25 protein-coding genes are annotated in these 24,855 nt (G+C 39.1%); 22 read left to right on the top strand and 3 right to left on the bottom strand.

What is annotated here, in order from left to right:
- Nucleotides 1-16: 16 nt before the first annotated feature.
- The 14 genes from malQ to C7E02_RS01445 all read left to right on the top strand — a co-directional run bounded on the left by malQ (nt 17) and on the right by C7E02_RS01445 (nt 15,795).
- Entirely contained in the window at nt 17-1,525 is a 1,509-nt protein-coding gene (gene malQ, locus C7E02_RS01510) for a 4-alpha-glucanotransferase (RefSeq protein ID WP_105308603.1), read from the top strand.
- A gap of 2 nt (nt 1,526-1,527) precedes the next feature.
- Entirely contained in the window at nt 1,528-3,780 is a 2,253-nt protein-coding gene (locus C7E02_RS01505; protein WP_105308602.1) for a glycogen/starch/alpha-glucan phosphorylase, read from the top strand.
- A 155-nt stretch (nt 3,781-3,935) separates the two neighbouring features.
- Nucleotides 3,936-5,582, top strand: a complete 1,647-nt coding sequence (locus tag C7E02_RS01500) for an NAD(P)/FAD-dependent oxidoreductase (RefSeq protein ID WP_105308601.1) — start codon at nt 3,936-3,938, stop codon at nt 5,580-5,582.
- A gap of 93 nt (nt 5,583-5,675) precedes the next feature.
- Complete coding sequence (locus C7E02_RS01495; RefSeq protein ID WP_005332732.1) at nt 5,676-5,936, top strand: DUF4321 domain-containing protein; 261 nt, start codon at nt 5,676-5,678, stop codon at nt 5,934-5,936.
- A 35-nt stretch (nt 5,937-5,971) separates the two neighbouring features.
- Nucleotides 5,972-6,664 (top strand): RadC family protein, encoded by a 693-nt coding sequence (radC, locus tag C7E02_RS01490; RefSeq protein WP_005332734.1) that lies wholly within the window; start codon nt 5,972-5,974, stop codon nt 6,662-6,664.
- A 16-nt stretch (nt 6,665-6,680) separates the two neighbouring features.
- Nucleotides 6,681-7,703 (top strand): rod shape-determining protein, encoded by a 1,023-nt coding sequence (locus tag C7E02_RS01485; RefSeq protein WP_022278487.1) that lies wholly within the window; start codon nt 6,681-6,683, stop codon nt 7,701-7,703.
- A 1-nt stretch (nt 7,704) separates the two neighbouring features.
- The gene (mreC, locus tag C7E02_RS01480; RefSeq protein WP_005336395.1) at nt 7,705-8,598 is read left to right on the top strand and encodes a rod shape-determining protein MreC; all 894 of its coding nucleotides are present in this window, start codon (nt 7,705-7,707) and stop codon (nt 8,596-8,598) included.
- Between the two features lie 6 nt (nt 8,599-8,604).
- The gene (gene mreD / locus C7E02_RS01475; RefSeq protein ID WP_005336394.1) at nt 8,605-9,123 is read left to right on the top strand and encodes a rod shape-determining protein MreD; all 519 of its coding nucleotides are present in this window, start codon (nt 8,605-8,607) and stop codon (nt 9,121-9,123) included.
- Nucleotides 9,116-12,058: a penicillin-binding transpeptidase domain-containing protein gene (locus C7E02_RS01470; protein ID WP_022278486.1), complete on the top strand. Its 2,943-nt coding sequence runs from the start codon at nt 9,116-9,118 to the stop codon at nt 12,056-12,058. The genes mreD and C7E02_RS01470 overlap by 8 nt, the downstream gene beginning before the upstream one ends.
- Before the next feature lie 100 nt (nt 12,059-12,158).
- Nucleotides 12,159-12,950 carry a septum site-determining protein MinD gene (gene minD, locus C7E02_RS01465; RefSeq protein ID WP_029730485.1) on the top strand — a complete coding sequence of 264 codons (792 nt, stop codon included), beginning with the start codon at nt 12,159-12,161 and terminating at the stop codon, nt 12,948-12,950.
- A 15-nt stretch (nt 12,951-12,965) separates the two neighbouring features.
- On the top strand, nt 12,966-13,178 hold the full coding sequence (locus C7E02_RS01460) for a cell division topological specificity factor MinE (RefSeq protein ID WP_005336389.1): 213 nt from the start codon (nt 12,966-12,968) through the stop codon (nt 13,176-13,178).
- Nucleotides 13,175-14,299, top strand: coding sequence for an FtsW/RodA/SpoVE family cell cycle protein (locus C7E02_RS01455; RefSeq protein WP_029730486.1), 1,125 nt, complete (start codon nt 13,175-13,177; stop codon nt 14,297-14,299). The genes C7E02_RS01460 and C7E02_RS01455 overlap by 4 nt, the downstream gene beginning before the upstream one ends.
- 13 nt (nt 14,300-14,312) lie before the next feature.
- Nucleotides 14,313-14,708: a methylglyoxal synthase gene (locus C7E02_RS01450; protein WP_005336385.1), complete on the top strand. Its 396-nt coding sequence runs from the start codon at nt 14,313-14,315 to the stop codon at nt 14,706-14,708.
- Nucleotides 14,692-15,795: a D-alanyl-D-alanine carboxypeptidase family protein gene (locus C7E02_RS01445; RefSeq protein WP_022278484.1), complete on the top strand. Its 1,104-nt coding sequence runs from the start codon at nt 14,692-14,694 to the stop codon at nt 15,793-15,795. The genes C7E02_RS01450 and C7E02_RS01445 overlap by 17 nt, the downstream gene beginning before the upstream one ends.
- Before the next feature lie 69 nt (nt 15,796-15,864).
- Here the strand turns inward: C7E02_RS01445 and C7E02_RS01440 are convergent, their stop codons facing one another.
- Complete coding sequence (locus tag C7E02_RS01440; protein WP_005332750.1) at nt 15,865-16,077, bottom strand: DUF378 domain-containing protein; 213 nt, start codon at nt 16,075-16,077, stop codon at nt 15,865-15,867.
- Nucleotides 16,078-16,149: 72 nt separating this feature from the next.
- Here C7E02_RS01440 and C7E02_RS01435 point away from each other — a divergent pair, with 72 nt between their 5' ends.
- The 8 genes from C7E02_RS01435 (at nt 16,150) to C7E02_RS01400 (ending at nt 22,788) form a co-directional block, all read left to right on the top strand.
- Nucleotides 16,150-17,100, top strand: coding sequence for a TIGR01212 family radical SAM protein (locus tag C7E02_RS01435; protein ID WP_029730488.1), 951 nt, complete (start codon nt 16,150-16,152; stop codon nt 17,098-17,100).
- Between the two features lie 73 nt (nt 17,101-17,173).
- A complete protein-coding gene (locus C7E02_RS01430) occupies nt 17,174-18,550 on the top strand; it encodes an HlyD family efflux transporter periplasmic adaptor subunit (RefSeq protein ID WP_105308600.1) in 1,377 nt (458 codons plus the stop codon).
- Nucleotides 18,551-18,563: 13 nt separating this feature from the next.
- A complete protein-coding gene (locus C7E02_RS01425) occupies nt 18,564-19,268 on the top strand; it encodes a YggS family pyridoxal phosphate-dependent enzyme (protein WP_005336373.1) in 705 nt (234 codons plus the stop codon).
- 13 nt (nt 19,269-19,281) lie between these two features.
- A complete protein-coding gene (locus C7E02_RS01420; protein ID WP_005332757.1) occupies nt 19,282-19,830 on the top strand; it encodes a cell division protein SepF in 549 nt (182 codons plus the stop codon).
- A 38-nt stretch (nt 19,831-19,868) separates the two neighbouring features.
- A complete protein-coding gene (locus tag C7E02_RS01415; protein WP_022278481.1) occupies nt 19,869-20,624 on the top strand; it encodes a YlmH family RNA-binding protein in 756 nt (251 codons plus the stop codon).
- 59 nt (nt 20,625-20,683) lie between these two features.
- Entirely contained in the window at nt 20,684-21,193 is a 510-nt protein-coding gene (gene lspA, locus C7E02_RS01410; RefSeq protein WP_105308599.1) for a signal peptidase II, read from the top strand.
- Complete coding sequence (locus tag C7E02_RS01405) at nt 21,171-22,079, top strand: RluA family pseudouridine synthase (RefSeq protein WP_105308598.1); 909 nt, start codon at nt 21,171-21,173, stop codon at nt 22,077-22,079. Before lspA ends, C7E02_RS01405 begins: the two co-directional genes overlap by 23 nt.
- 64 nt (nt 22,080-22,143) lie before the next feature.
- Nucleotides 22,144-22,788 (top strand): cytidylate kinase-like family protein, encoded by a 645-nt coding sequence (locus C7E02_RS01400; RefSeq protein ID WP_005336339.1) that lies wholly within the window; start codon nt 22,144-22,146, stop codon nt 22,786-22,788.
- Between the two features lie 193 nt (nt 22,789-22,981).
- Here C7E02_RS01400 and C7E02_RS01395 read toward each other — a convergent pair whose 3' ends face one another.
- Together C7E02_RS01395 and C7E02_RS01390 are read right to left on the bottom strand one after the other, a co-directional pair.
- Nucleotides 22,982-24,067 (bottom strand): tyrosine-type recombinase/integrase, encoded by a 1,086-nt coding sequence (locus tag C7E02_RS01395; protein ID WP_105308597.1) that lies wholly within the window; start codon nt 24,065-24,067, stop codon nt 22,982-22,984.
- 217 nt (nt 24,068-24,284) lie between these two features.
- Complete coding sequence (locus tag C7E02_RS01390) at nt 24,285-24,830, bottom strand: Uma2 family endonuclease (RefSeq protein ID WP_105308596.1); 546 nt, start codon at nt 24,828-24,830, stop codon at nt 24,285-24,287.
- Nucleotides 24,831-24,855 lie beyond the last annotated feature (25 nt).

The raw sequence follows: 24,855 nt of genomic DNA, 5'->3' as shown, positions 1-24,855 counted from the left end.
AAAAGGAGTTTATATCATGAGACAAAGTGGAATTTTAATGCCGGTATCTGCACTTCCTGGTGCATACGGAATCGGATCATTTTCAAAGGAAGCTTATAAATTTGTCGACTGGCTGCAAAAAAGCGGCCAGTCACTGTGGCAGATTCTGCCACTTGGCCCGACCAGTTATGGGGATTCTCCTTACCAGTCATTTTCGACTTTTGCCGGAAATCCTTATTTTATTGATCTTGAAACACTGACCCGGGAAGGACTGCTTGAAGACGACATATGCAGGCAGGCAGATTTTGGTAATAATCCGAATCAGATAGATTATGGCATGCTTTATCAGAACCGATTTCATATCTTAAAGGTAGCTTATGAACATGCAAAAGAACAGCAGATCATGAATTCTTCTGATTACGTGGATTTTCTGAACGAACAAAATGAATGGATTTCAGACTATGCTCTTTATATGTCTGTAAAAGATTATTTTCATGGAGCTGGCTGGAATCTATGGGAGAAAAATATCCGTCTTCGCAGACCAGATGCAATTTCGCATTATCAGGACTTACTTACAGATGAAATTCATTTTTATCAGTTTCTACAATACGAATTCTACAAACAATGGAACATGTTAAAAGAATATGCAAATCAAAAAGGGATTCAGATTATTGGAGATATCCCAATTTATGTTGCTTATGACAGTGCAGATGTGTGGGCACACCCAGAGTTGTTCCAATTAGATGAAAGTGGACAGCCAACAGCAGTAGCCGGATGTCCTCCGGATGGTTTTTCTGCTACCGGACAGCTTTGGGGGAATCCTTTATATCGGTGGGATTATCACAAAGAAACCGGATTTTCCTGGTGGGTAAACCGGATCCGAGGTTGTTTTAGACTATATGATATTATGCGAATTGACCATTTCCGGGGCTTTGATGAATATTACAGCATTCCTTATGGTGATCCAACTGCTGAAAACGGGCACTGGGAAAAGGGGCCTGGTATGGATTTATTTCACAAAATAAAACAAGAACTTGGTGATCTTCCAATTATTGCTGAGGATCTTGGATTTTTGACAGATTCCGTAAAACAACTTTTAAAAGATAGTGGGTACCCAGGTATGAAAGTTCTTCAATTTGCTTTTGATTCCAGGGAAGACAGTGATTATCTTCCACACAATTATCATCCAAACTGTGTTGTATACACCGGTACCCATGATAATGATACGCTTCAAGGATGGTATCAAGCTTTAAAAGAAGAAGATAAAGAAATGGCTTTGGAATATATTGGAAATCGATTTACTCCGGAAGCAGACATTCATTGGGATTATATTCGGCTCGCTATGAGAAGTGTGGCAGATACATGTATTATTCCTGTTCAGGACTACTTAGGTCTTAGCTGCGAAGCACGCATAAATACCCCTTCTACATTAGGCGGAAACTGGGTCTGGCGTTCAGACGCAGACAGCTTCACGGATAATCTGGCAGCAAAAATTAAAAAAATTACTCAATTATGCGCGCGCAGTTTACAACAAAAAGGAGAGTAACAATGAATTACAAAAAATATTTGGAAGACCAGCTTCAGACATCTATTGAAGCGGCTGATCATAAAAGTGTTTATTATGCGCTGCTTCATTTGACAAAAGAATTATGCAAAGAGAAAACAGCAAATCAAAGGACAAAAAAGATTTACTACATCTCGGCAGAATTTTTGATTGGAAAACTTCTTTCCAACAATTTGATCAATCTTGGAATCTACGATGATATAAAGAAGCTTTTACATGAAAACGGAAAATCTCTGGAGGAAATTGAAGAATTCGAACCGGAACCATCACTTGGAAATGGCGGACTCGGCCGCCTGGCTGCTTGTTTTCTTGATTCTATAGCAACACTTGGACTTCCTGGAGCGGGAATTGGTCTGAATTATCATTACGGTCTCTTCCGACAGGTTTTTGAAAACAAAAAGCAAAAAGAGTTGAAAAATCCATGGATTGAAAAAGAAAACTGGCTTATAAAAACAGATGTTCATTTTCCGGTTCAGTTTGGTTCTTTTACTTTACAGGCGTCCATGTATGATATTGACATTCCCGGATATGGTAACGGAATCAACAAACTACATCTTTTTGATGCAGACTCCATTGATGAATCACTTGTGACAGATGGCATTCATTTTAACAAAGAAAATATTGCCAAAAACCTGACTTTATTCTTATACCCGGATGACAGTGATAAAGCCGGACATCTGCTCCGTATTTATCAGCAGTATTTTATGGTCTGCTGTGGTGCAAAGCTTATTTTAAAAGAACTAAAAGAACAGAATTTTGAACTTACTTCGCTTCCTGAACATGTTGTCATTCAGATCAATGATACCCATCCATCTATGATCATCCCGGAACTTATCCGGCTTCTTATGGAGCAAGGCATTGACTTTGATACTGCAACTGATCTCGTATCCAGAACATGTGCCTATACAAATCACACGATTCTGGCAGAAGCTTTGGAAAAATGGCCGCTCGATTATCTGAATGAGGTCGTGCCGCAACTGGTTCCGATTATTGAAAAATTAGACGCTAAAGCAAAAGAAAAATATAAAGATGAGTCTGTTGCGATCATTGATTCGCAAGACCGTGTGCATATGGCTCACATGGACATTCACTATGGCTTTAGTGTAAACGGAGTTGCAGCCCTCCACACAGAGATTTTAAAAAACTCCGAATTAAAAGCTTTTTATCAGATCTATCCGGAAAAATTTAATAATAAAACAAATGGTATTACATTCCGCCGCTGGTTGATGCACTGTAATTTGGAACTTTCGGAATATATCAGCAGTCTAATCGGTGATTCCTGGAAGAAAGATTCTTCTAAACTTGAAAAACTTCTTGAGTATCAGAACGATACTAAGGTATTGAATCATTTTCTTAAGATCAAGCAGAAGAATAAGCAAAAACTATGTATGCATTTAAAAGAAAAGCAAGATTTGGACATTGATCCGAATTCCATTTTTGATATTCAGATCAAAAGACTGCACGAATACAAAAGACAGCAGTTAAATGCGCTTTATGCCATTTATAAATATAAACAGATCAAATCCGGCCAGCTTCCACAGAGGCCGATTACCATGATCTTTGGGGCAAAAGCTGCACCTGCTTATACACTTGCAAAAGATATCATCCATCTGATCCTCTGCCTCCAAAAGCTTACGTTATCAGATCCTGAGGTATCACCTTATTTAAAAGTGATTATGGTTGAAAATTATAATGTTACAGAGGCATCTCATCTAATTCCTGCCTGTGATATTTCTGAACAGATTTCGCTTGCATCAAAAGAAGCAAGTGGAACCGGCAATATGAAATTCATGCTGAACGGAGCTGTGACACTGGGAACTATGGATGGCGCCAATGTTGAAATCTGTAATCTGGTCGGAAAAGATAACATTTATATTTTTGGTAAATCCAGTCAGGAAGTGATTCAATTATATGAGACGTCCGGATATCATTCTGACCAATATTACGACAATGATCCACTGATACAAAATCTCGTTGATTTTATTATCAGCAAAGAAATGATACGTATCGGTGACCCGGAAAACCTGTGCCGGTTATACAAAGATTTGATCAGTAAAGACTGGTTTATGACTTTGCTCGATTTAAAAGAATACATTGCTGTGAAAGAGAACGTAATGGCTGACTACGAGGATCGTATGAACTGGGCTGGAAAAATGTTAATAAATACTGCAAAAGCCGGATATTTTTCTTCTGACCGGACCATTGCCGAATATAACCGGGATATCTGGAAACTTTAATCGTATACTTGTCTGAAACATAAATATGAGCTATACTAAACCAAAGCATTTTTCGCGAAAGCTAAAATGGCTTTGGTTTTTTCGTTGCCAAGCATACGACAAAAAGGTCCGGTGGACCTTTTTTCGTTATCGATTACATGTACAAGGAGGAAAACATGATCAGAATCAGTCAGTTAAAGCTTCCGGTTACTCATAAAAAAAGTGACCTTGAAAAGAAAATATATACAACATTAAAAATTTCCAGCTCAGATCTTCTGACCTGGCATATTGAAAAAAAATCTCTGGATGCCAGAAAGAAACCAAATCTTTTTTATGTTTACACGATTGCAGCAAACGTTCAGAATGAAAAGCGGATCATTAAAAAGAACCGGAATAAAAATATTACAATAAAAGAAGAAAATGATAGCTATCATTGCACTCCGACTGGAACACATGTACTGACTTACAGGCCTGTTGTAATCGGGACCGGACCGGCCGGTCTGTTCTGTGGTTATGCGCTTGCACGCATGGGATACCGTCCAATTCTTTTAGAACGTGGTGCTTCTATGGAAGAGCGCCAGAAAGACGTACAAGATTTCTGGAAAACAGGCAAACTAAATCCTGAGTCTAATGTCCAGTTCGGCGAAGGCGGTGCAGGTACATTTTCTGATGGAAAGTTAAATACGCTTGTGCACGATACCCATAACAGAGGAAAGGAAGTCCTGCGTCTTTTTGTGAAATACGGGGCACCGGAATCCATTCTTTATGATGCAAAGCCACATATCGGAACTGATATTCTGGCAAAGGTCGTTAAAAATATACGTGAGGCAATCATCTCTATGGGTGGTGAAGTTCGTTTTCATACAAAAGTGACAGGAATCCGTACAAAACGCAGCATTGATTTTTCAGATGAGCCGGCACTTGCGATGCTTCATCTGGAAGATACCAGAACAAACATCGGAGAAGATTTACTGACGGACGTTGCAGTACTTGCCATTGGTCACAGCGCCAGAGACACTTTTGGGCTTTTAAATCTCTCAGATATAAAAATGGAGCCAAAACCATTCGCTGTAGGCGTACGCGTAGAACATCCACAAGATATGATTGACGAATCTCAATATGGTAAAAATGCACCCGAGAGCCTTCCTGCTGCTGCATATAAATTAACAGCTAAGACAAAAGAGGGCAGAGGTGTCTATACTTTCTGCATGTGTCCAGGCGGTTATGTAGTAAATGCTTCATCTGAAGAGACCCGACTTGCAGTAAACGGCATGAGCTATAGCGGACGAAATGGCAAAAATGCCAATAGTGCAGTAATCGTAACCGTCTCACCGGAAGATTTCCCAGAAAAAGGCATCCTCGGAGGTCTGGCTTTTCAGCGCCAATTAGAAGAGGCTGCATTTGCTGAAGGGCAAGGGAAGATTCCGATCCAGCTTTTTGGTGACTTTAAGAAAAATGTGCCATCTTCCAGTGCAGGTGCTATAGCCCCACAGATGAAAGGTGCTTATAGTTGGGGCAATGTAAGGAGCATTTTCCCTGAGTTTATTGCGAGATGCCTGGAAGAGGGAATTACGGAATTTGGAAAGAAAATCCCAGGCTACGACCGCGATGATGCAGTCCTCTCCGGTGTAGAAAGCCGTACCTCTTCACCCGTCCGTATTCTGCGTGACGAGACCTTGCAAAGTTCTGTAAAAGGACTTTATCCATGCGGGGAAGGTGCAGGATATGCAGGCGGTATTACATCAGCCGCCATGGATGGACTGAAAGTGGCAGAAGCTGTCAGTCAAAAATACATGGCTTTCGACAATCCTAAGAATGTTTAAGAATTTTTTAAGGGTATAAGTCTATACACATTTTCAGAAATGTGCTAAAATGTATGGAGTTTTCAGATAGAAGAAACATGAGGAGGGGTACATATGAAAGGAGCAGGCGGAAAGAACTCCTGGGCACTTTTTCTGTTGTTATTAACAGGAATCGTCCTTGGAGGCTTTATTGGCATGCTGGCAGAAGGGGTGCCGGCACTTAGCTGGCTTGGCTATGGGCAGACGTTCGGGCTTGATACGCCGATTGTAGTCAATCTGGGACTTCTGGTCATTACATTTGGTCTTACGATCAAGATTACAATTGCCAGCATTATAGGCGTTGTGATTGCAATTATCATTTACCGCTTCTTATAGTCTACCGAAGAGAATCATCGAATCTAAAGGAATGTATGAATCAAAAAGTTACCATGAAAGAGATACCGAGTGCCGACAGGCCTTATGAAAAATGCGAAAAGCTCGGCGCCGGTGCTCTGAGTGACACAGAACTTTTAGCTGTGCTGCTTCGGACCGGTACGAGAGGGGAGAATGCTCTCGAGCTTGCCAGCCGTATTCTTTATCACAACGGCGAAAGTGGAATTCTCGGTATTCATCAGTTCAGTATTGAGCGATTGAAGAAAATTCACGGTGTCGGACGCGTGAAAGCAGTCCAGCTATCCTGTATCTCAGAGCTTGCGAAGAGACTTTCCAAAGCCTCTGCCGGGGAATTATTAAGTTTTGAAAATCCGGATTCGATTGCAAGGTACTACATGGAAGATCTCCGGCATGAAAAGCAGGAGATCATGAAACTGCTCATGCTGAATTCCAAATCAAAACTCATTGGCGAAACGAATATATCAAAAGGAACAGTGAATGCTTCCTTAATTACGCCAAGAGAATTATTTATTGAAGCATTACAAAAGAATGCTGTATTTGTTATTATTTTACATAATCATCCAAGTGGTGAGCCGACACCAAGCAGAGAAGACCGGCTCATTACAAGGCGCATTCAGGATGCGGGAGCTCTAATCGGGATCGAGCTTTTAGATCACATCATCATTGGGAATAATTGTTATGTGAGTTTTCGCGAAGAAGGAATGCTGTAGAAAGGATTTGAATCATATGGCAAGGAACACCTATGGACTGGATCTGGGATCCTACGAAATCAAAGTCTATGACAAAAAGCAAGATACCATCTGGAAAGAAAAGAATGTACTTGCAGTTCAGGATAAAAAAGAAATTATTGCAATCGGTGAAGATGCTTATCAGATGTATGAAAAGACTCCACCGGATATTGAAGTTGCATTTCCAATGCGTGACGGCGTTATTTCCCATTTCAATGATATGCAGAACCTGCTTCAGAATATTCTAAAAAAGAACCGACATTTCAGCCGGGGTGCAGAATATGTGATTGCGGTACCAACTGATGTAACTGAGGTACAGAAAAAAGCCTTTTTTGACCTTGTGATCCACTCAAATGCAAAGGCACGAGAAGTTAATATCGTAGAACGTTCCATTGCCGATGCAGTCGGTCTTGGTATTGATGTACAAAATACAACGGGTGTTATGATTATTAATTTCGGTGGTGAGACAACCGAATTATCCGTCCTCACCGAAGGTGGTATCGTCTTTAACCGCCTGTTAAAGCTTGGCGGTACAACACTGGATCAGGAAATTGTGAATCTTGTACGGAACAGTCATGATTTTTTAATTGGAAGCAGAACGGCAGAAATATTAAGACAACAGTTCGATGTTTTTAACGGCGATTCTGAGACCGCTTTCTCTGTAGCAGGAAGGGATTTGATCACCGGACTCCCTATGCGAAAGACCATTTCCATCACACTTGTAAGAGCCGCATTTAAAGATACTCTTCTGGAATGTATGAAAGCCGTCCGCTCTATGCTGGACCGTACACCGCCGGAGATTCGGAAAGCTATTTACCAGAATGGGATTTATCTGACTGGTGGAATTGCGAATATGAGCGGTCTGGATGCTTATGTAGAAAGTATGACTAAAATCCACACAACTGCTGCCCAAAAGCCGGGCATTTGTGCAGTGAATGGGTTAAAGAAAATCATGCTTTCCAAGGATCTCAGTAAATTAGCATACTCAATGTTAGACGAAAGTTATAGGTGGATGAGATAATATGAAGATAAAAAACCAATCCTCAATTCCAAGTAAATACTGGCTGGCAATCATTGCAGTTATCTGTGTGATTCTTTTGGGAATCGATCAGGTGACAGACGGCGGGGGGCCGCTTCGATTTATCGGTGATTATACAGTTGTTCCAATGCAGAAAGGTATCAGCTATGTTGGAAGATGGTTAAGTGATCTTTCTGATAACTTTGAGACCCTTCAGGATATGAAAAAGCAAAATGAAACTTTGCAGTCCAAAGTAGATGAACTGACTATTGATAATACAAGACTTCGCCAGGACGAATACGAATTAGAACGTCTGCGCGATCTGTACAAACTGGATCAGAACTACTCTGATTACGAAAAAATCGGTGCACATGTCATTGCGAACAACGGGACGAACTGGTTCAGTGATTTTACTATAGACAAAGGAAGTGCAGACGGCATCAAAGTGAACTGTAACGTACTGGCCGGGAGCGGGCTGGTAGGACTTGTCACAGAAGTCGGTCCCCACTATGCAAGAGTACGTTCAATCATTGACAATTCCAGCAACGTAAGTGCTATGATCCTCTCTACTTCAGATACCTGCATCGTGCGTGGAGATTTGAAATTAATGGACGATGGACGTCTTCGTTTTGAAAAGCTGGCTAATAATGACAATGACATAAAGGTCGGTGAACAGGTTGTTACTTCCTATGTAAGTGACCGCTTTGTTCAAGGTCTCTTTATCGGATATATCAGTGAGATCAATGTGGATTCCAATAACCTGACTCGTTCCGGTTATATCACACCTGCGGTAGATTTTAGCAAAATTCAGGAAGTCCTTGTTCTCACAAAGACAAAAGAAGATATGACGAACGGGGCAGACAATGAGTCTGCTTCCGACACAGCAAAGGGAGAGTAGTGATCTATGAAACGAAAGCTCATAACACTGGCAATCATTATCCTGTGTTTTCTCTTGCAAAGTACCATTTTCCCATCACTGGCTTTTGCCTGCGTGCAGCCAAATCTTTTTATAATCGTAACAGCATCTTTTGGATTTATGCGAGGACGTAAAGAAGGTATGGCTGTTGGTGTGATCTGTGGACTTTTGACAGACGTTTTCTGGGGAAACACAATTGGATTTTATATACTTTTATATACTGTGATTGGATATTTAAACGGAACATTTGAACGTTTGTTTTATGATGAAGATATTAAACTGCCTTTAGTACTTATCAGTGGCAGTGAACTAATTTACGGTGGCATTATCTGCTTTTGCGGATATATCCTGAAAGGTGACTTTAGTTTCGGAACCTATCTGATTCATATTATCCTGCCAGAACTTGTATACACTATTTTAGCAACTTTGATCGTATATCAGATCATCTTACACATTAACAAAAAACTAGAAGCAGAAGAGCAAAGGAGTGCAAGCCGATTTGTATAATTTGTGGAACCGGATCAAATCCGGCATAAGTGATATCGTAAAATCAAGAACATTTATTGCAATTATCATGTTCTGCGTCTTGTCAGCAGTATTACTTCAACGAGTATTTTATCTGCAGATTGTGAAAGGACAGAACTATACCGACAAATATGAACTTCAGATTCAAAAAACAAAAGAGGTCGAAGGAACCCGCGGCAATATTTATGACCGCAACGGTGTTCTGCTTGCCTACAATGAACTGGCTTATTCTGTTACCATTCAGGATAATGGAGACTATGATAAAAAATCCGAAAAAAATAAAGCTTTAAATCAAATTGTAACGAAAGTTATTAATATTGTGGAAAGTAATGGTGATTCCGTCATCAATGATTTTGGTATTATTCTGGATGCCAATAGTGAATACTCTTTTGTATCAGAAAGTGATACCCAGCGCCTGCGTTTCATCGCAGATGTATATGGCAAAAAAACCATTGATGAATTATCGGACAAGCAAAAGTCCCAGTCTGCTGCCGACATCATGCATTACTTATGTACCGATAAAACATACGGTTATGGTATCAACGAGAAAAAGCTGGACAAGACTATGATTTTGAAACTGGTCAATGTACGTTATGCAATGTCTCTGAACAGTTATCAGAAATATATCTCTACTACGATTGCATCCGATGTCAGTGATCAGACTGTGGCTGATATTATGGAAAACAGTGATTCTCTGCAGGGTGTTAACATTGAAGAAGAATCCTTACGCCGATATACAGACAGTAAATGTTTTGCAAATGTAATTGGCTATACCGGACAGATTTCAACAGACGAATATGATGCACTTAGTAAAAAGGATCAGGAAACTTATTCCAAAACGGATACGGTCGGAAAATCCGGACTTGAAAAAGTCCTGGATTCCACACTTCGCGGCAAAAAAGGTGAAGTGAAATTATATGTAAATAACGTTGGTAAAGTTCTGGACACCGTTCAGTCTACAGAACCAAAAGCTGGCAATGATGTGTATCTGTCTTTGGATGCTAATCTGCAAAAAGCAGCCTATAATATTCTGGAACAGGAGCTTGCCGGAATTCTTCTTTCCAAGATCCAGAACACTTTGGATTTTGATCGGAATTCTGTCAGTGACGGAAGTGACGTTATGATTCCAATTGGCGATGTTTATAACGCACTCATTGCTAATGATGTTGTAAATATGACTCATTTCAGTGAGAATGATGCAAAATCAACCGAACAAGAAGTTTATAATACATTTTCCGGATACAAAGAGCAGGTTCTGGCAAGTCTTTCCAGTACACTTGCAGATCCTAATGCAGCTGCATACAAAGATGATTCTAAGGAAATGCAGGCATATCTGAGTTATATTGTTACAGATATATTGACAAATACTACCGGCATTTTAAATTCCAGTGTCATCAACAAAAATGATGAAACCTATAAAGCATGGAAAACAGATGAGACCATCAATGTTTACACATTTTTAAACTATGCTGTTTCTCAGAACTGGATTGATACCTCAAAGCTTCAAAATTATACAAGCAATGGTGGTAAATATTCGGATTCCTCGGAAACTTTCCAGGCAATTATTTCATACTTAAATGAACATTTAAAATCCGATAACAGTTTTGACAAGCTGATCTACAAATACATGATCAAAGCCGGATCCATTACTGGTCGTGAACTTTGTATGATTCTCTACGAGCAGAACATACTTAACTATGATGAATCTCAATATAATGCACTCGCAAGTGGTGCAACAACAGCTTATGACTTTATGCGTGGAAAGATCCAGACACTGGAGATTACACCTGGACAGCTCGGTCTGGAACCATGTACGGGTTCTTTTGTCATGACAGATACTTCCACAGGTCAGGTTCTGGCATGTGTATCTTATCCGGGATATGACAATAACCGACTTGCAAACAATATGGACTCAACTTATTACAATCAGCTTGTAACAGCAAGTTCCCGTCCATTCTACAATAATGCGACACAGGAAAAGACCGCACCGGGATCTACTTACAAACCTTTGTCTGCTATAGCCGGACTTACCGAAGGTGTTATCAGTACAGATTCCCGTCTTCCGTGCCATGGTATTTATGAAAAGATTGAACCAAATCCAAAATGCTGGATTTACCCATATGCGCATGGCAGCCTGGATGTGTCAGGTGCAATTGAAAACTCTTGTAACAGTTTCTTTTATGAAGTCGGTTACAGATTAAGTCTGAAAGACAACGGAATCAATTCCATCAGCCAGGATAATAACCAAGGTGATGCAACGAATGCTTACTATTCCAGTGAACTTGGACTCCAGAAGCTTTCAAAATATGCTCAGATGTTTGGACTTGGAACCACTTCCGGAATGGAAATTCCAGAGGCTGATCCACAAATTTCCGATGATTCTTCTGTACCATCTGCAATTGGACAGGGTACCAACAACTACACGACAAGTCAGCTTGCCCGCTATGTTACTACGATTGCAAATAAAGGAACACTTTTTGATCTGACACTCCTGAACAAGACCACTGATGTCAAAGGCAATGTCATTGAAGAATCACAGCCAAAAATCGATAATACTCTGTCAGATATTTCTGCGAGCACATGGGATGCTGTACACGAAGGAATGCGTAATGTAGTACTTGTATCTCATAGTAGTACATTTTCGGATATTAACAGGAGCGGATTCCAGTTATCCGGTAAGACCGGAACAGCTCAGCAGAGTAAAACACATCCGGACCATGCGCTTTTCATAGGATTTGCGCCAAGCGATTCACCGGAAGTTGCTTTTGCAACTCGTATCGCCAATGGTTATAGTTCTACTTATGCAGCAGAAGTAGCCAGAGACGTTATGAAATATTATTACCAGCTCACTCCGGAAAATGAATTGATAACCGGAACAGCTTCAAGCATTGGTTCAAATGCTTCAAATGAAGGATAGGAGCAGCTTGCCCTTCAAAAGACAAAATGGTTCATGAAACACATAGCGACAAGAAAATTCAAAAGCATGAAACAAAGCCATTGACAGGAGGAAGTTATTCATGGGCGAAGTAATTGTTATTACATCAGGAAAAGGCGGTGTAGGTAAGACCACTACAACAGCAAATATTGGTGCGGGACTCTCTTGGTTAGGAAAGAAAGTCATTGTCATTGATACCGATCTTGGTCTTCGCAACCTTGACGTAGTTATGGGACTGGAAAATCAGATCGTCTATAATCTGGTCGATGTGATTGAAGGAACCTGTCGATTGAAACAGGCAGCAATCCGGGATCGCAGATATGAAAATCTCTATCTGCTTCCATCTGCCCAGACAAAAGATAAATCAGCAATTTCACCGGAACAGATGAAAAAGCTGGCTTCAGAATTGAAAGAAGAATTTGATTATGTACTTTTAGACTGCCCGGCCGGAATCGAACAGGGATTCCAAAATGCAATAGCCGGAGCTGATCGTGCTCTTGTTGTCACAACACCGGAGGTTTCCGCAATCCGTGATGCTGACCGCATCATTGGACTGTTAGAAAAAAATCAGATTCACAATAGTTCGCTAATCGTTAATCGCATCCGAATGGATATGGTAAGACGAGGAGATATGATGTCCATTGATGATGTGACTGAAATTCTCTCCATTCCACTGATCGGAGCCATTCCAGATGATGAGCAGGTTGTTGTTGCCACGAATCAGGGTGAACCGGTCATCAGCCTGGATTCCCTGGCCGGAAAAGCCTATACAAATATATGCAAGCGTATTCTCGGCCTTGAAGTACCTTTCTTGAATCTTTCCGGACATCAAGGACTATTTTCAAAACTGTCCGGTGTCTTTCATAAAAAATAGGAGGGTACATACAGCATGTTAAAAAAATCTTCTGTGTCCGTTGCGAAAAGCAGATTGAAACTGCTGATCGTGTCAGACCGCTTAAGCTGTTCTCCGGCAGAATATGAGAACATTTCCAGAGATTTATTCCAGACATTATCCAAATATCTGGAACTTACAGAAGATAACTTTCATGTTGAAATATACAGAACACATATTTTCATTTCATATGTAGGAGAAGAAACGTGAGATTACCAAGATTAACAAAACCTTATAAACTCAGAGATTACAAGTTCAGCCTTGTTCTGCTTATATTTGCATTATCTGTGATTGGCGTTATGGTTGTAGGCAGTGCGAAGGCATCTGTTCAGAACAAACAGCTTTTTGGTGTTTGTGTAGGATTCGTTCTTATGATTATTGTATCTTTGATCGATTATATATGGATTCTTAATTTTTACTGGATTATATACGCAGCCGCAATATTAAGTTTGTTATCTGTACTTGTCTTCGGACACACAGCCAACGGCGCAAAGCGTTGGATTGACTTGGGATTTACAACTTTTCAGCCATCAGAACTAGCAAAAATTCTTTTAATTTTGTTTTTTGCAAGATTTCTTATGGATCACAAAGATGATATTAACGATGCAGTCACATTGATTAAATATGCAGTGCTTGCCGGAATTCCACTTGCTTTAATTCTGGTAGAGCCGAACCTTTCTACTACGATCTGCACTGCACTTGTCATCTGCCTGTTGATCTATGTTGGAGGACTGAGTTACAAATTTATCGGAACTGTACTTCTTATATTAGTTCCAGTGGCTATTATCTTTTTAAGTATCGCCGTCCAGCCAAACCAGCCATTTTTGAAAGACTATCAGCAAAAGCGTATTCTTGCTTTCCTGGAGCCTGAAAAGTATGCCAGTGATGAAGCATATCAGCAGAATAACTCTGAGATGGCAATCGGATCTGGTCAGCTTACCGGAAAAGGTCTGAATAACAATACTACTACCTCTGTAAAAAATGGTAACTATATCTCAGAGCCACAGACGGATTTTATCTTCGCCATTATTGGCGAGGAACTTGGGTTCGTTGGATGTTGTATTATTATTGCGTTATTACTACTTGTTGTGATACAATGTATATTAATTGGAATGCGATCGCGGGATCTCGCTGGAAAGATCATATGTAGTGGCGTTGGAGGTCTGATTGGATTCCAAAGTTTTATTAATATAAGTGTAGCAACGAATATGCTTCCGAATACCGGAGTACCGTTGCCATTTATCAGTTATGGCCTGACATCACTTGTAAGTTTATATATCGGTATTGGATTTGTCTTAAATGTCGGACTGCAACAAAAAAAATATCAATAAAGGAGTGAACGCAATGAATATAGGTCTTGTCGCTCATGATTCAAAGAAAACACTGATGCAGAATTTCTGTATTGCTTACCGTGGAATTCTGAGTAAACACGAACTTTATGCTACCGGTACAACTGGAAGACTCATCGAAGAGGTAACGAATCTGAATGTTCACAAATATCTAGCTGGTCCACTTGGTGGAAAGGAACAGCTCGGAGCTCAGATTGCTCAGAATGATATTGATGCATTAATTTTTTTAAGAGAACCGATGAACCCAAAACCTCATGAGCCGGAGGTCAATGATTTATTCCGCCTTTGCGATACCTATAATATCCCAATGGCAACAAATCTTGCAACAGCTGAACTGATTATTTTAGCAATTGACAGAGGAGATTTAGACTGGCGTGAAATGTACAGATAACTCTTCCAAAAGCAGAAGAGCAAGAAATAAACGAAATAAAAGAAAAAAACAAATAAGAAACAGATGGGTCGCATGCCTGTCTGTTATTCTTATGATACAGTGTATTGCAGCTGTCAATATCTATAAAGGCAGCAACAAAACAGAAGCTCTGGTACAGGAATATGAAACTTCCAATTATACAAAAACTTTGTATCGGGGGCAGCTATTTGCCGAGAATCTGTGTACAGCATCTGAGGATATTCCGTTATCTGTTAAATCTTCCGATACTGGTTCTAACTCAGTTTCCCAAAATGCTTCTGCTGCTGGTAATCCACTTGGTTTTGAACCGGAGTCCGTACATGCAGTAGGGCTTTTTGACGTGAATAACGCCGAAACAGATTGTGCTTATAATATTCATAAGAAAATCTATCCTGCAAGTACAACGAAGATTCTGACAGCCCTGGTTGCTTTGGAGAATGGAAATTTATCTGATACGGTCACAGTGGCTGATGAAGCTGATTCTGGTAAATTTGCAGCAGATGAACAGACATGTGGCATCAAAGCAGGAGATCAGCTCACACTGGAAGATCTGTTGAACGGTCTGCTTTTATATTCCGGCAACGACAACGCTGTTGCCATTGCTGACCACATTGCAGGCAGTACAGAAAAATTTGCAGAGATGATGAATGCTGAAGCAAAAAAACTCATGGCAACAAACAGTCATTTTGTGAATCCAAGTGGTCTTCATGACGATAACCATTATACGACTGCTTATGATCTGTATCTGATTTTTAATGAATGTATCAAACATGATGATTTTGTAAAGATTATTAACAGCAGTTCCTATACTGCACATATTACCGGTGCAGATGGAACAAAGCGAGATGTGAAATGGGAGCCTACCAACTATTATGCAAAAGGAGAAGCGACTCCTCCTGATAATGTCACGATCATCGGCGGCAAGACCGGTACAACAAAAGGAGCCGGAAACTGCCTAATTCTCCTTACAAAGGACAGTTCTGGAAATCCCTACATTTCCATTATTATGGGAGCCGGATCAAAGCCTCTTCTTTATCAGGATATGACATCTATGCTCAGTAAAATTTAGTTGCACTAAAAAGGTATATCAAAAGGGGCGTCCTCATAGGGATACCCCTTGGTTTGTTCTTAGCCTGCTTTATGAGCAGACATCTGTCATATCTTTCATGCGACCGTACAAGCTGATCAGGTAAAGTCCACAGATACCTACGATTGTATAGATAATCCTGGATAACCAGGACAGATTTCCAAATAAGAAAGCTACCAGATCAAACCGGAATATCCCAACGAGCAACCAGTTGACAGCCCCGATAATTACAATTGTAAGAGCTGTATTGTCAAACCATTTCATATAGATTCCTCCTTTTTTGTACTACCTATATTATGTACAAAGTTCAAGAAATTATGCAAAAGGACCATATTTATGTATTACACTTATTCAGATTATTTGAAAAATAAATATCATGAAAAGGTTTATAAACTTCCTGTCAATCTTCCTGTTACCTGCCCAAACCGTTTAAACGGAGCATGTGGCTGCGATTTCTGTGCGGAACAGGGAACAGGATTTGAAGCTTTAAATCATCAATTATCTGTGACAGAACAATTAACTCTGACTCGAGAAAAGATTGAAAAAAAATATCATGCACATAAATTTATTGCTTATTTTCAAAACTATACGAATACATTTTTGCCCATTGACAGATTTGAAAAATATATGCGGGAAGGTGCAAGCTTTCCGGATGTTGTAGAAATTTCCATTTCGACCAGACCGGACTGTATCCGCTCTGATTATTTGGAAATTCTTGAAAAAATCCGTTCAGCATTTCAAGTAGAGATTACTTTGGAACTTGGACTTCAGACTGTAAATTACCATACATTAAGAAATATACATCGCGGACATACATTAGCCGAATTTATGGATGCTATGTGGATGATTCGAGATTATCACTTTGACACCTGTGCACATGTTATTCTCAACTTGCCAGGTGATGATCTGATGGATGCTATTGAATCTGCAAAGATACTGTCTGCACTTCAGGTCAGCACAGTCAAACTCCATTCTCTCTATATTGCTAAAAACACAAGGTTGTGTGAAGCTTATGAAAATGGTACAATAACTCTGTGTTCAAAAGAAGAATATATCACACGTGCAATTACATTTTTGGAATACCTTAATCCAGAAATTGCCGTGGAACGGCTTTTCAGCCGTATTCCCGAAAATGATGCCGTTTTTTGTAACTGGGGCACAAGCTGGTGGAAACTAAAAGATGAACTACTTAGCACGATGCAGAAAACAGACAGCTACCAGGGAAAAATGTATCATTATTTACATGGAGCAGCTTTAAGGTCTTTAGATGGCTCTGATAATTTATAGTACTTTGTCTGCTTTGCAGATTTAAATATTACGATTTGTCTAAGAATCTTGAATCATTAAAAGGAGGCCGACGTTGGCAGAAAATCATACTACAAACATTACTGCATTTCGGAAAAAATGGAATATTAATATCGGAATTGTCATCTTTGGAGTGGTATTCATATATCTGCTTGTCACGGTTCTTATGTACCTGACAAGTAAGCATATTTCGGCATATGAAGTCAGAGAGGGCAGCATTTTAAAAGATAATGCCTATACCGGACTGGCAATCCGCAATGAAGAGGTCGTGACTGCCGAGCAGTCAGGTTATATTAACTATTTTGTGTCAGAAGCCAGCAAAGTTGGTGCAAAAACAAAAGTATATTCTCTTTCTCCAAAACAATTAGAATTTAATGACACAGTTTCTACAGATTCACAGGAACTGACTGCCGAAGAACGAGATTCCATCTATTTAAAGACCCAGTCCTTTAGTGAAAATTACAATGGCAGCAGTTTCAACGAGGTTTATTCTTTAAGAGATGAAATTTCCTCTGTTCTGGAAAGCAAATCTAATCAAAGTCGTCAGGCACAATTAGATGAGATGGTACAGGCAGGTACTGACGGGCTTCAGGTATTCAATGCTCAGTCCGACGGTGTGATTCTTTATTCTACAGATGGATATGAGAATCTGACCGTCAGTGATGTCACTGCTGATATGCTTTCAAAAAAGAACTATAATTCCGTAAGCATAAAAAACAATTCAAAGGTAAATTCCGGAGAAGCTATCTATAAACTTGTGAAAGATGATGACTGGTCACTGGTCATTCCACTGGATGATAAAACAGCTAAAAATCTGGCTGATACGAAAAGCGTAAAGGTTCAGTTCACAAAAGATCAGGTGAAAGAACGTGCCTCTTTTCAAGTATACAGTGCCAAAAACACAAACCTTGGTATCCTTACATTTCATACTTCCATGGTCCGCTATGCGAAAGACCGTTATCTGGATATTGAATTAATTTTAGAAGATGAATCCGGACTTAAAATTCCAAAGTCCTCTGTGACAAAAAAAGACTTTTATCTTGTACCGGAAAATTATCTGACACAAGGCGGCAACAGTAAAGAAACTGGTGTTTTAATCCATAACGATTCTGACGATGCCCAGTTTAAAAAAGTTGATGTCTATTATCGAGATACAGAAACTGGCATGGTTTATCTGGATCCAAATGCATTTGATAAAAATACAACTTTAATAAAACCTGATTCAACTGAAACATACAAGCTTAAGAAAACAAAATCTTTACAGGGAGTCTATAATATCAATAAAGGATATGCTGTATTTAAACAAATCCATATACTGTGTGAAAGTGATGAATACTATATCGTTGAATCTGGAAATTCCTATGGTCTGGCTAATTATGACCATATTGCACTTGTTGGCAAAGATGTAAGAGAAAATGATATTGTTTATTAAGGAGCTGATAAAAATGTTAAAAGAAAATCTGGAAAATGTAGAACAGAAAATTCAGGCTGCGTGCGAAAGAAGTGGGCGTGACCGCTCAGAAGTTACTCTGATCGCAGTCAGTAAAACCAAACCGGCAGAAATGGTCCAGGAAGCTTATGATCTTGGAATCCGTCTTTTCGGTGAAAATAAAGTTCAGGAAATCATGGATAAGTCGGAGGTACTTCCTGCTGATATTCACTGGCATATGATCGGCCATCTTCAGCGCAACAAGATCAAATATATCATTGATAAAGTGGATTTGATTCATTCTGTTGACAGTTTGAGACTTGCCGAAGCGATTGAAAAAGAAGCAGCTAAGAAACATCTAATTGCAAAAGTCCTGATTGAAGTAAATGTAGGAAGAGAAGAGAGCAAATTCGGATTTCTTCCGGAAGAATTAGATGATTTTGTTGAAAAAGCTTCTGATTTTTCACATATTCAGTTTATGGGACTCATGACAAGCGCTCCATTTGTTGATAATCCAGAAGAAAATAGACCAATTTTCGCAGAATTAAGGAAATTATCTGTTGACATAGCGCGTAAAAACGCCCATAATATGTCTATGAGTATACTTTCCATGGGTATGACCAATGATTATGAAGTTGCAATTGAAGAAGGTGCAACAATGGTTCGTGTGGGAACAGCCATTTTTGGTGCCCGTAATTATGCTCAAACAAACGTAAGATAGGAGATATTACAAAATGGGAGTATTAGATAAGTTTTTGGACATCATGAAGTTAAGCGATGATGATGAGTATGATGAAGATGACTTCTTTGATGATGACGAATATGATGATGAATACGAAGAAAAGCCAAAAAAGAGTATCTTCCGCAGAGAAAAGACTCATGATGAAAGCGACGAAGACGATTACGAGCTTCCTGCCAAGTCTCAGCAGCGTCCGGCCCGTTCTAATAATAAAGTAACTCCGATGCGTCAGCCAGCACGTCGCACAGGTGTAAGCATGGAAGTCTGTGTTATTAAACCGACATCTGTAGAAGATGCCAGAGAGATCACCGAAACATTATTAAGCGGACGTACTGTTATTCTGAATCTGGAAGGACTGGATCTTGAGGTTGCTCAGAGAATCATTGATTTTACATCTGGTGCTACATATGCAATCAGTGGAAATCTTCAGAAGATATCCAATTACATCTTCCTTGTCACACCTACTAATGTTGACATTTCCGGAGATTTACAGGATTTACTGAACACTTCTCTTGACACATCTTCAATGCGTACAAGATTTTAATTAAAAGTTTTTCAGAGTATTTCTAATAGTGAGTGTTTATGAATAAAGAGGAACAATTATTGGAAAAACGGCTGATTGAATTATCTAATCTTGCATTCAGCCGTGATATTGTTACATTTTCAGATTTTCTGAATTTGAATGAATTGAATATCCTGCACAGGACCCCGAAAGATCAGTTTAAAGCGAGGTTCGAAACGTATGGAGGTTATGAGTTAGCAGAGCGTCAGATGGTTGCATTTCTACCTGATGCTCTTTATTATGACTACGGTTACCCAATGCAGGCTCTTAAGATCTGTCCGGTGAACAAGCGTTTTGCGGAAGATCTGACACATCGTGATTATCTGGGGGCTATTATGAATCTTGGAACCAGTCGTACCAAGATCGGTGATATTATTCAAACAGACGATGGTGCTATTGTTTTTGTAAAAGAGGAGATTTCAGACTATATTATGAAAAATCTCACACGGATCAGGCATACAACTATCACCGTGGAACGCAGAGAACTTTCAGATATTTCCTATGAACCTCATTTTGAGGAATTGAAAGGAACAGTTCCTTCCGTACGCCTCGACACTGTGCTTTCGGTCGCATACCCACTTTCCCGGAGTAAGCTGACCACATATATCGAAGCTGCAAAAGTGTTTGTAAACGGTAAACTGATCACGAATAATGGCTATCATCTGAATGAAGGCGATTTGATTTCCGTCCGTGGACTTGGACGAATCGCTTATGCAGGAATTCTGTCCGAGACAAAAAAAGGACGTTACATGATTTCTCTTAGAAAATATATTTAAAATATCCGGAATATGACAGTATTTTTGAAACTTCGAATCAGAAAGGACTTTTATAAATTATGGATTCAATAAAATCACGCGGCAGACATTATATTTCAGCGATATTACTTGTATTAGTTGGTGTATGGTTCGATCAGTTCACAAAAACTTTAGCTGTGAATCATCTAAAAGGGCAGGATCCTTTTATTCTGTTCAAAAATGTGTTTCAGTTTGAATACCTAGAGAATCACGGAGCAGCATTTGGCATTCTGCAGAATAAACAGATTTTCTTTTTTATCATTGTACTGATCATTTCAGTATTTATTATCTGGTTCTATCTGCATGTCCCAATGACAAAAAAACTACTGCCATTACGAATTTGTGCCATATCTATTTTCTCTGGTGCAATTGGTAATTTTATTGATCGGTTAAAACTAGGATATGTCGTGGATTTCTTTTATTTTAAACTGATCGACTTTCCAGTTTTCAATGTAGCTGACATCTATGTAACAGTCGGAACATTTATACTTGCTTTTTTATTGTTGTTTTATTATAAGGAGGAAGACCTTGACAGAATATTTCACAGTTGAAAATGAAGAAGGAGACCGTATTGACCGTTATCTTGCTGAGGAGATGCCGGAACGATCTAGATCATATCTTCAAAAATTAATTAAAGAACAATATATTAAAGTCAACAACAAGCCTGTAAAAGCCAATTACAGGCTTGTTTTAGGTGACAGGGTAGAAGTATGTATCCCAGAGGCAAAAGAACCCGATATCGAGCCAGAAAACATTCCTCTGGACATTTTATATGAAGATGAAGATGTAATTGTCGTCAATAAGCCAAAACAAATGGTAGTCCATCCTGCCCCTGGGCATTACAGTGGAACATTGGTCAATGCTTTAATGTATCATTGTGGTAATGAGCTCTCCGGTATCAACGGCACTTCCCGTCCCGGAATCGTACACCGCATCGATATGGATACAACCGGTTCTCTGATCATCTGTAAAAATGACATGGCTCACCAGAGCCTTGCTGTGCAATTAAAAGAACACTCTATTAATCGAATTTACGAAGCCATTGTACATGGAAATATCAAAGAAGAAGAAGGAACTGTAAATGCACCTATCGGACGTCATCCAACAGATCGTAAGAAAATGAGCATCCATGCTAAAAATGCAAGAAATGCCATTACCCATTACAAAGTGCTGAAACGCTTTGGCGACTACACTTATATCCAATGTAAGCTTGAAACCGGGCGTACACATCAAATTCGCGTACACATGGCAAGTATTGGACACCCACTTCTCGGTGATCAGGTATATGGCCCCAAAAAATGTCCATTTTCCAAGCTCGTAGGGCAGACCCTGCATGCTAGAACACTTGGATTTATCCACCCACGTACTAATGAATATATTGAAGTAAATGCTCCTTTACCTGATTATTTTTTGAATTTATTAGAGAAATTAAATTAAATTTTCTATACATTTCGCGCAATTTATAGTATAATGTCTATATATTTAAAGGAGCGTGATAAATATGACAAATACAATTATTACAATCGGACGTGAATTTGGTAGTGGAGGATGCGAGATAGGTCATAAATTAGCTGAAAAATTAGGTATTAAATGTTACGACAAAGATATGCTGGATCTTGCAGCAAAAGAAAGCGGAATATGCCAGGAGATTTTTGAAAGCCATGATGAAAAACCAACAAACAGCTTTCTGTATTCTCTGGTAATGGATACATATTCCTTTGGTTATTCATCCGGAAGTTATACGGATATGCCATTAAATCATAAGGTTTTTCTTGCACAATTTGATGCGATAAAAAAGATTGCAAAAGCTGGATCTTGTGTTCTTGTCGGAAGATGTGCAGATTATGCATTAGAAGATAATCCTGAGCTTTTAAGCGTATTTATTCATGCAGATATGGATGCCCGTATCCGCCGTATCGCACGTGATTTTGATCTGACAGATGCAAAGGCAAAAGATATGATCCGTAAGACAGATAAACAGCGTAGCAGCTATTATAATTATTATACAAACAAACGCTGGGGAGATGCAAACAGCTATCAGTTCTGTCTGGATAGTTCCAAACTCGGCATTGAAGGTACTGTTGACGCTATTCTTAAACTGATTGAAATCAAAGATGATCAGAAAATTAATAAAAAGATATACTAAATGAAAAAATCCCGGGGATCATAGTTGAGACCTTTTAACTTCAGTCTTATATAACAATAAAAAATAAGAAAGCGGAACATTTTCTCAATCAGAAATAGATTCTGCTTTCTTATTTTTTATTCAACTGTTTTAGTTTTTTGTTTGAATACTATTTTCTTACATCAAAAATCAAAAAAATTTTAATTTTTAAAATTTATTCTCTTAATTTCACTGCCGAAGCCGCCATACGGCGTCTGTCTTCATCAATAGCTGCATAATGTTTTTTGGTCGTATTAACATCTTTATGCCCCAGGACATCTGCCACAAGATAAATATCACCTGTTTCCTTATATAGCGACGTGCCATAGGTACTACGAAGCTTATGAGGTGTGATTTTTTTATTCGGAGTTACCTGACGAGCATATTTCTTCACCATATTCTCAATTGCCTGAACCCCCATACGCTTTCTTTGCGTTGACAAAAATAAGGCTTCTTCATGGCCGGAGAGGGGAGTAATGACTTTCCTGTCAGCTTCAATGTAATTCTCAAGTGCATCCGCAACCTCATCACCAAAATAAACAACCATCTGGCTTCCGCCTTTTCGCGTAACCGTAATTCCATTATTCTTAAAATCTACATCTGTAAGATTTAAACCTACACACTCTGAAACACGGATTCCAGTACCGAGAAGAAGTGTAAGAATCGCCAGATCACGATTCTTTGTTTTCTGATAATATGCAAGTGCCTGTCCAGTCAGATGTTCACCTGCAGATTCCACATAATCCAAAAGCATTGCCACCTCATCAATATCCAAACGTATAATTGCCTTGTCATGAAGCTTTGGCATATCTACTAAAAGCGTCGGATTCGTGGCAATGTACTGATGCTTAAAGTAATACGAATAAAAGCTTCTAAGCGCTGACATTTTACGTTTTAACCCACGTTTACTGTTGGTAATCATTTCGTTGTCCTCACGCTTATAAACCTTCAGATATTCCATATATTCTTCAATATCAACAGGCTCAATACGCTCCAGATCCTGAACCCGGAACTGATCCATCGTATAATTCTTGTAAATCGGATTATTTTCTAATAAAAAATGAAAGAACACCCGGATATCATATGCATAATTGATTCTCGTCTTTGCAGACGATTTGGGCTCCATGGCCCGGAAATAATCCTTCGCGAATGGCGGCAAAGTCTTTAAGACTTCTCTAAGTCTCAGTGTCTGGTCTATCTGTGTCTGCTTGTAATAATCGCTGGTCATAGTTGATGATTTAGTTATTATTTTGTCTGCCATAATAGTTTCCCCTCGTAATTACGTTATGTGTCTATATGATCTTTTGAATATTGGAATATCCTTTATTTCATATAAAAATCTACGTAAATTATACCATAACTTCATCTTCATATCTACATCTTTTGGAAAAATCGGTGTTTGTCGTATAGATTGATTTTACTAATGTGAACATATATATAAATAACATTAGAATGAACTTTAGCCTCCTAAATCATAGCTAAATAAATCTGGATAAATCAATTTCCAATTCGCCATCATAAATCAAAACGGGAATTTTCTGTGTAAAATCATATTCAAACATATTGTCATTTTCAAAATCAAAAACTGTTACTTTTTGCAAGGTTTTGTCTATAACCCAATACTCTCGAACTCCAGCAGTCCGATATTTGAATGTTTTTACAACATAATCCATCCGTTCACTACTTGGCGATACAATTTCAATTATCCAATCCGGTGCTCCATGGCAGCCTTTTTCGTCAAGAATTGATGGATTGCATATTACAGACAAATCCGGTTCGACATAATTTTGATTATCGTCATTCAAGAATACTGCAAATGGTGCTAACGCTACCTGACAAGAACCTTTATTGTTTTTAATAAAAGTACCTATCGTTAAAGATAATTCAAATAGTATAAACTGGTGCGTTGCAGTTGGCGGAGCCATATCATAAATTTTCCCATCTAAAAGTTCAGCACGTTCACCCTCTGGTAAAGCCAAAATATCATCAACTGTATATTTATATCGTTCTTTTGGTAATGGCATAACTAAAACCTCCCTTACATTATTT

This window comes from Dorea sp. Marseille-P4042 (genome assembly GCF_900290215.1).
Classification (GTDB): domain Bacteria; phylum Bacillota; class Clostridia; order Lachnospirales; family Lachnospiraceae; genus Dorea; species Dorea formicigenerans.
Note: the sequence above shows the minus strand (reverse complement) of the source record. Positions and strands in the feature narration are given on the sequence as shown.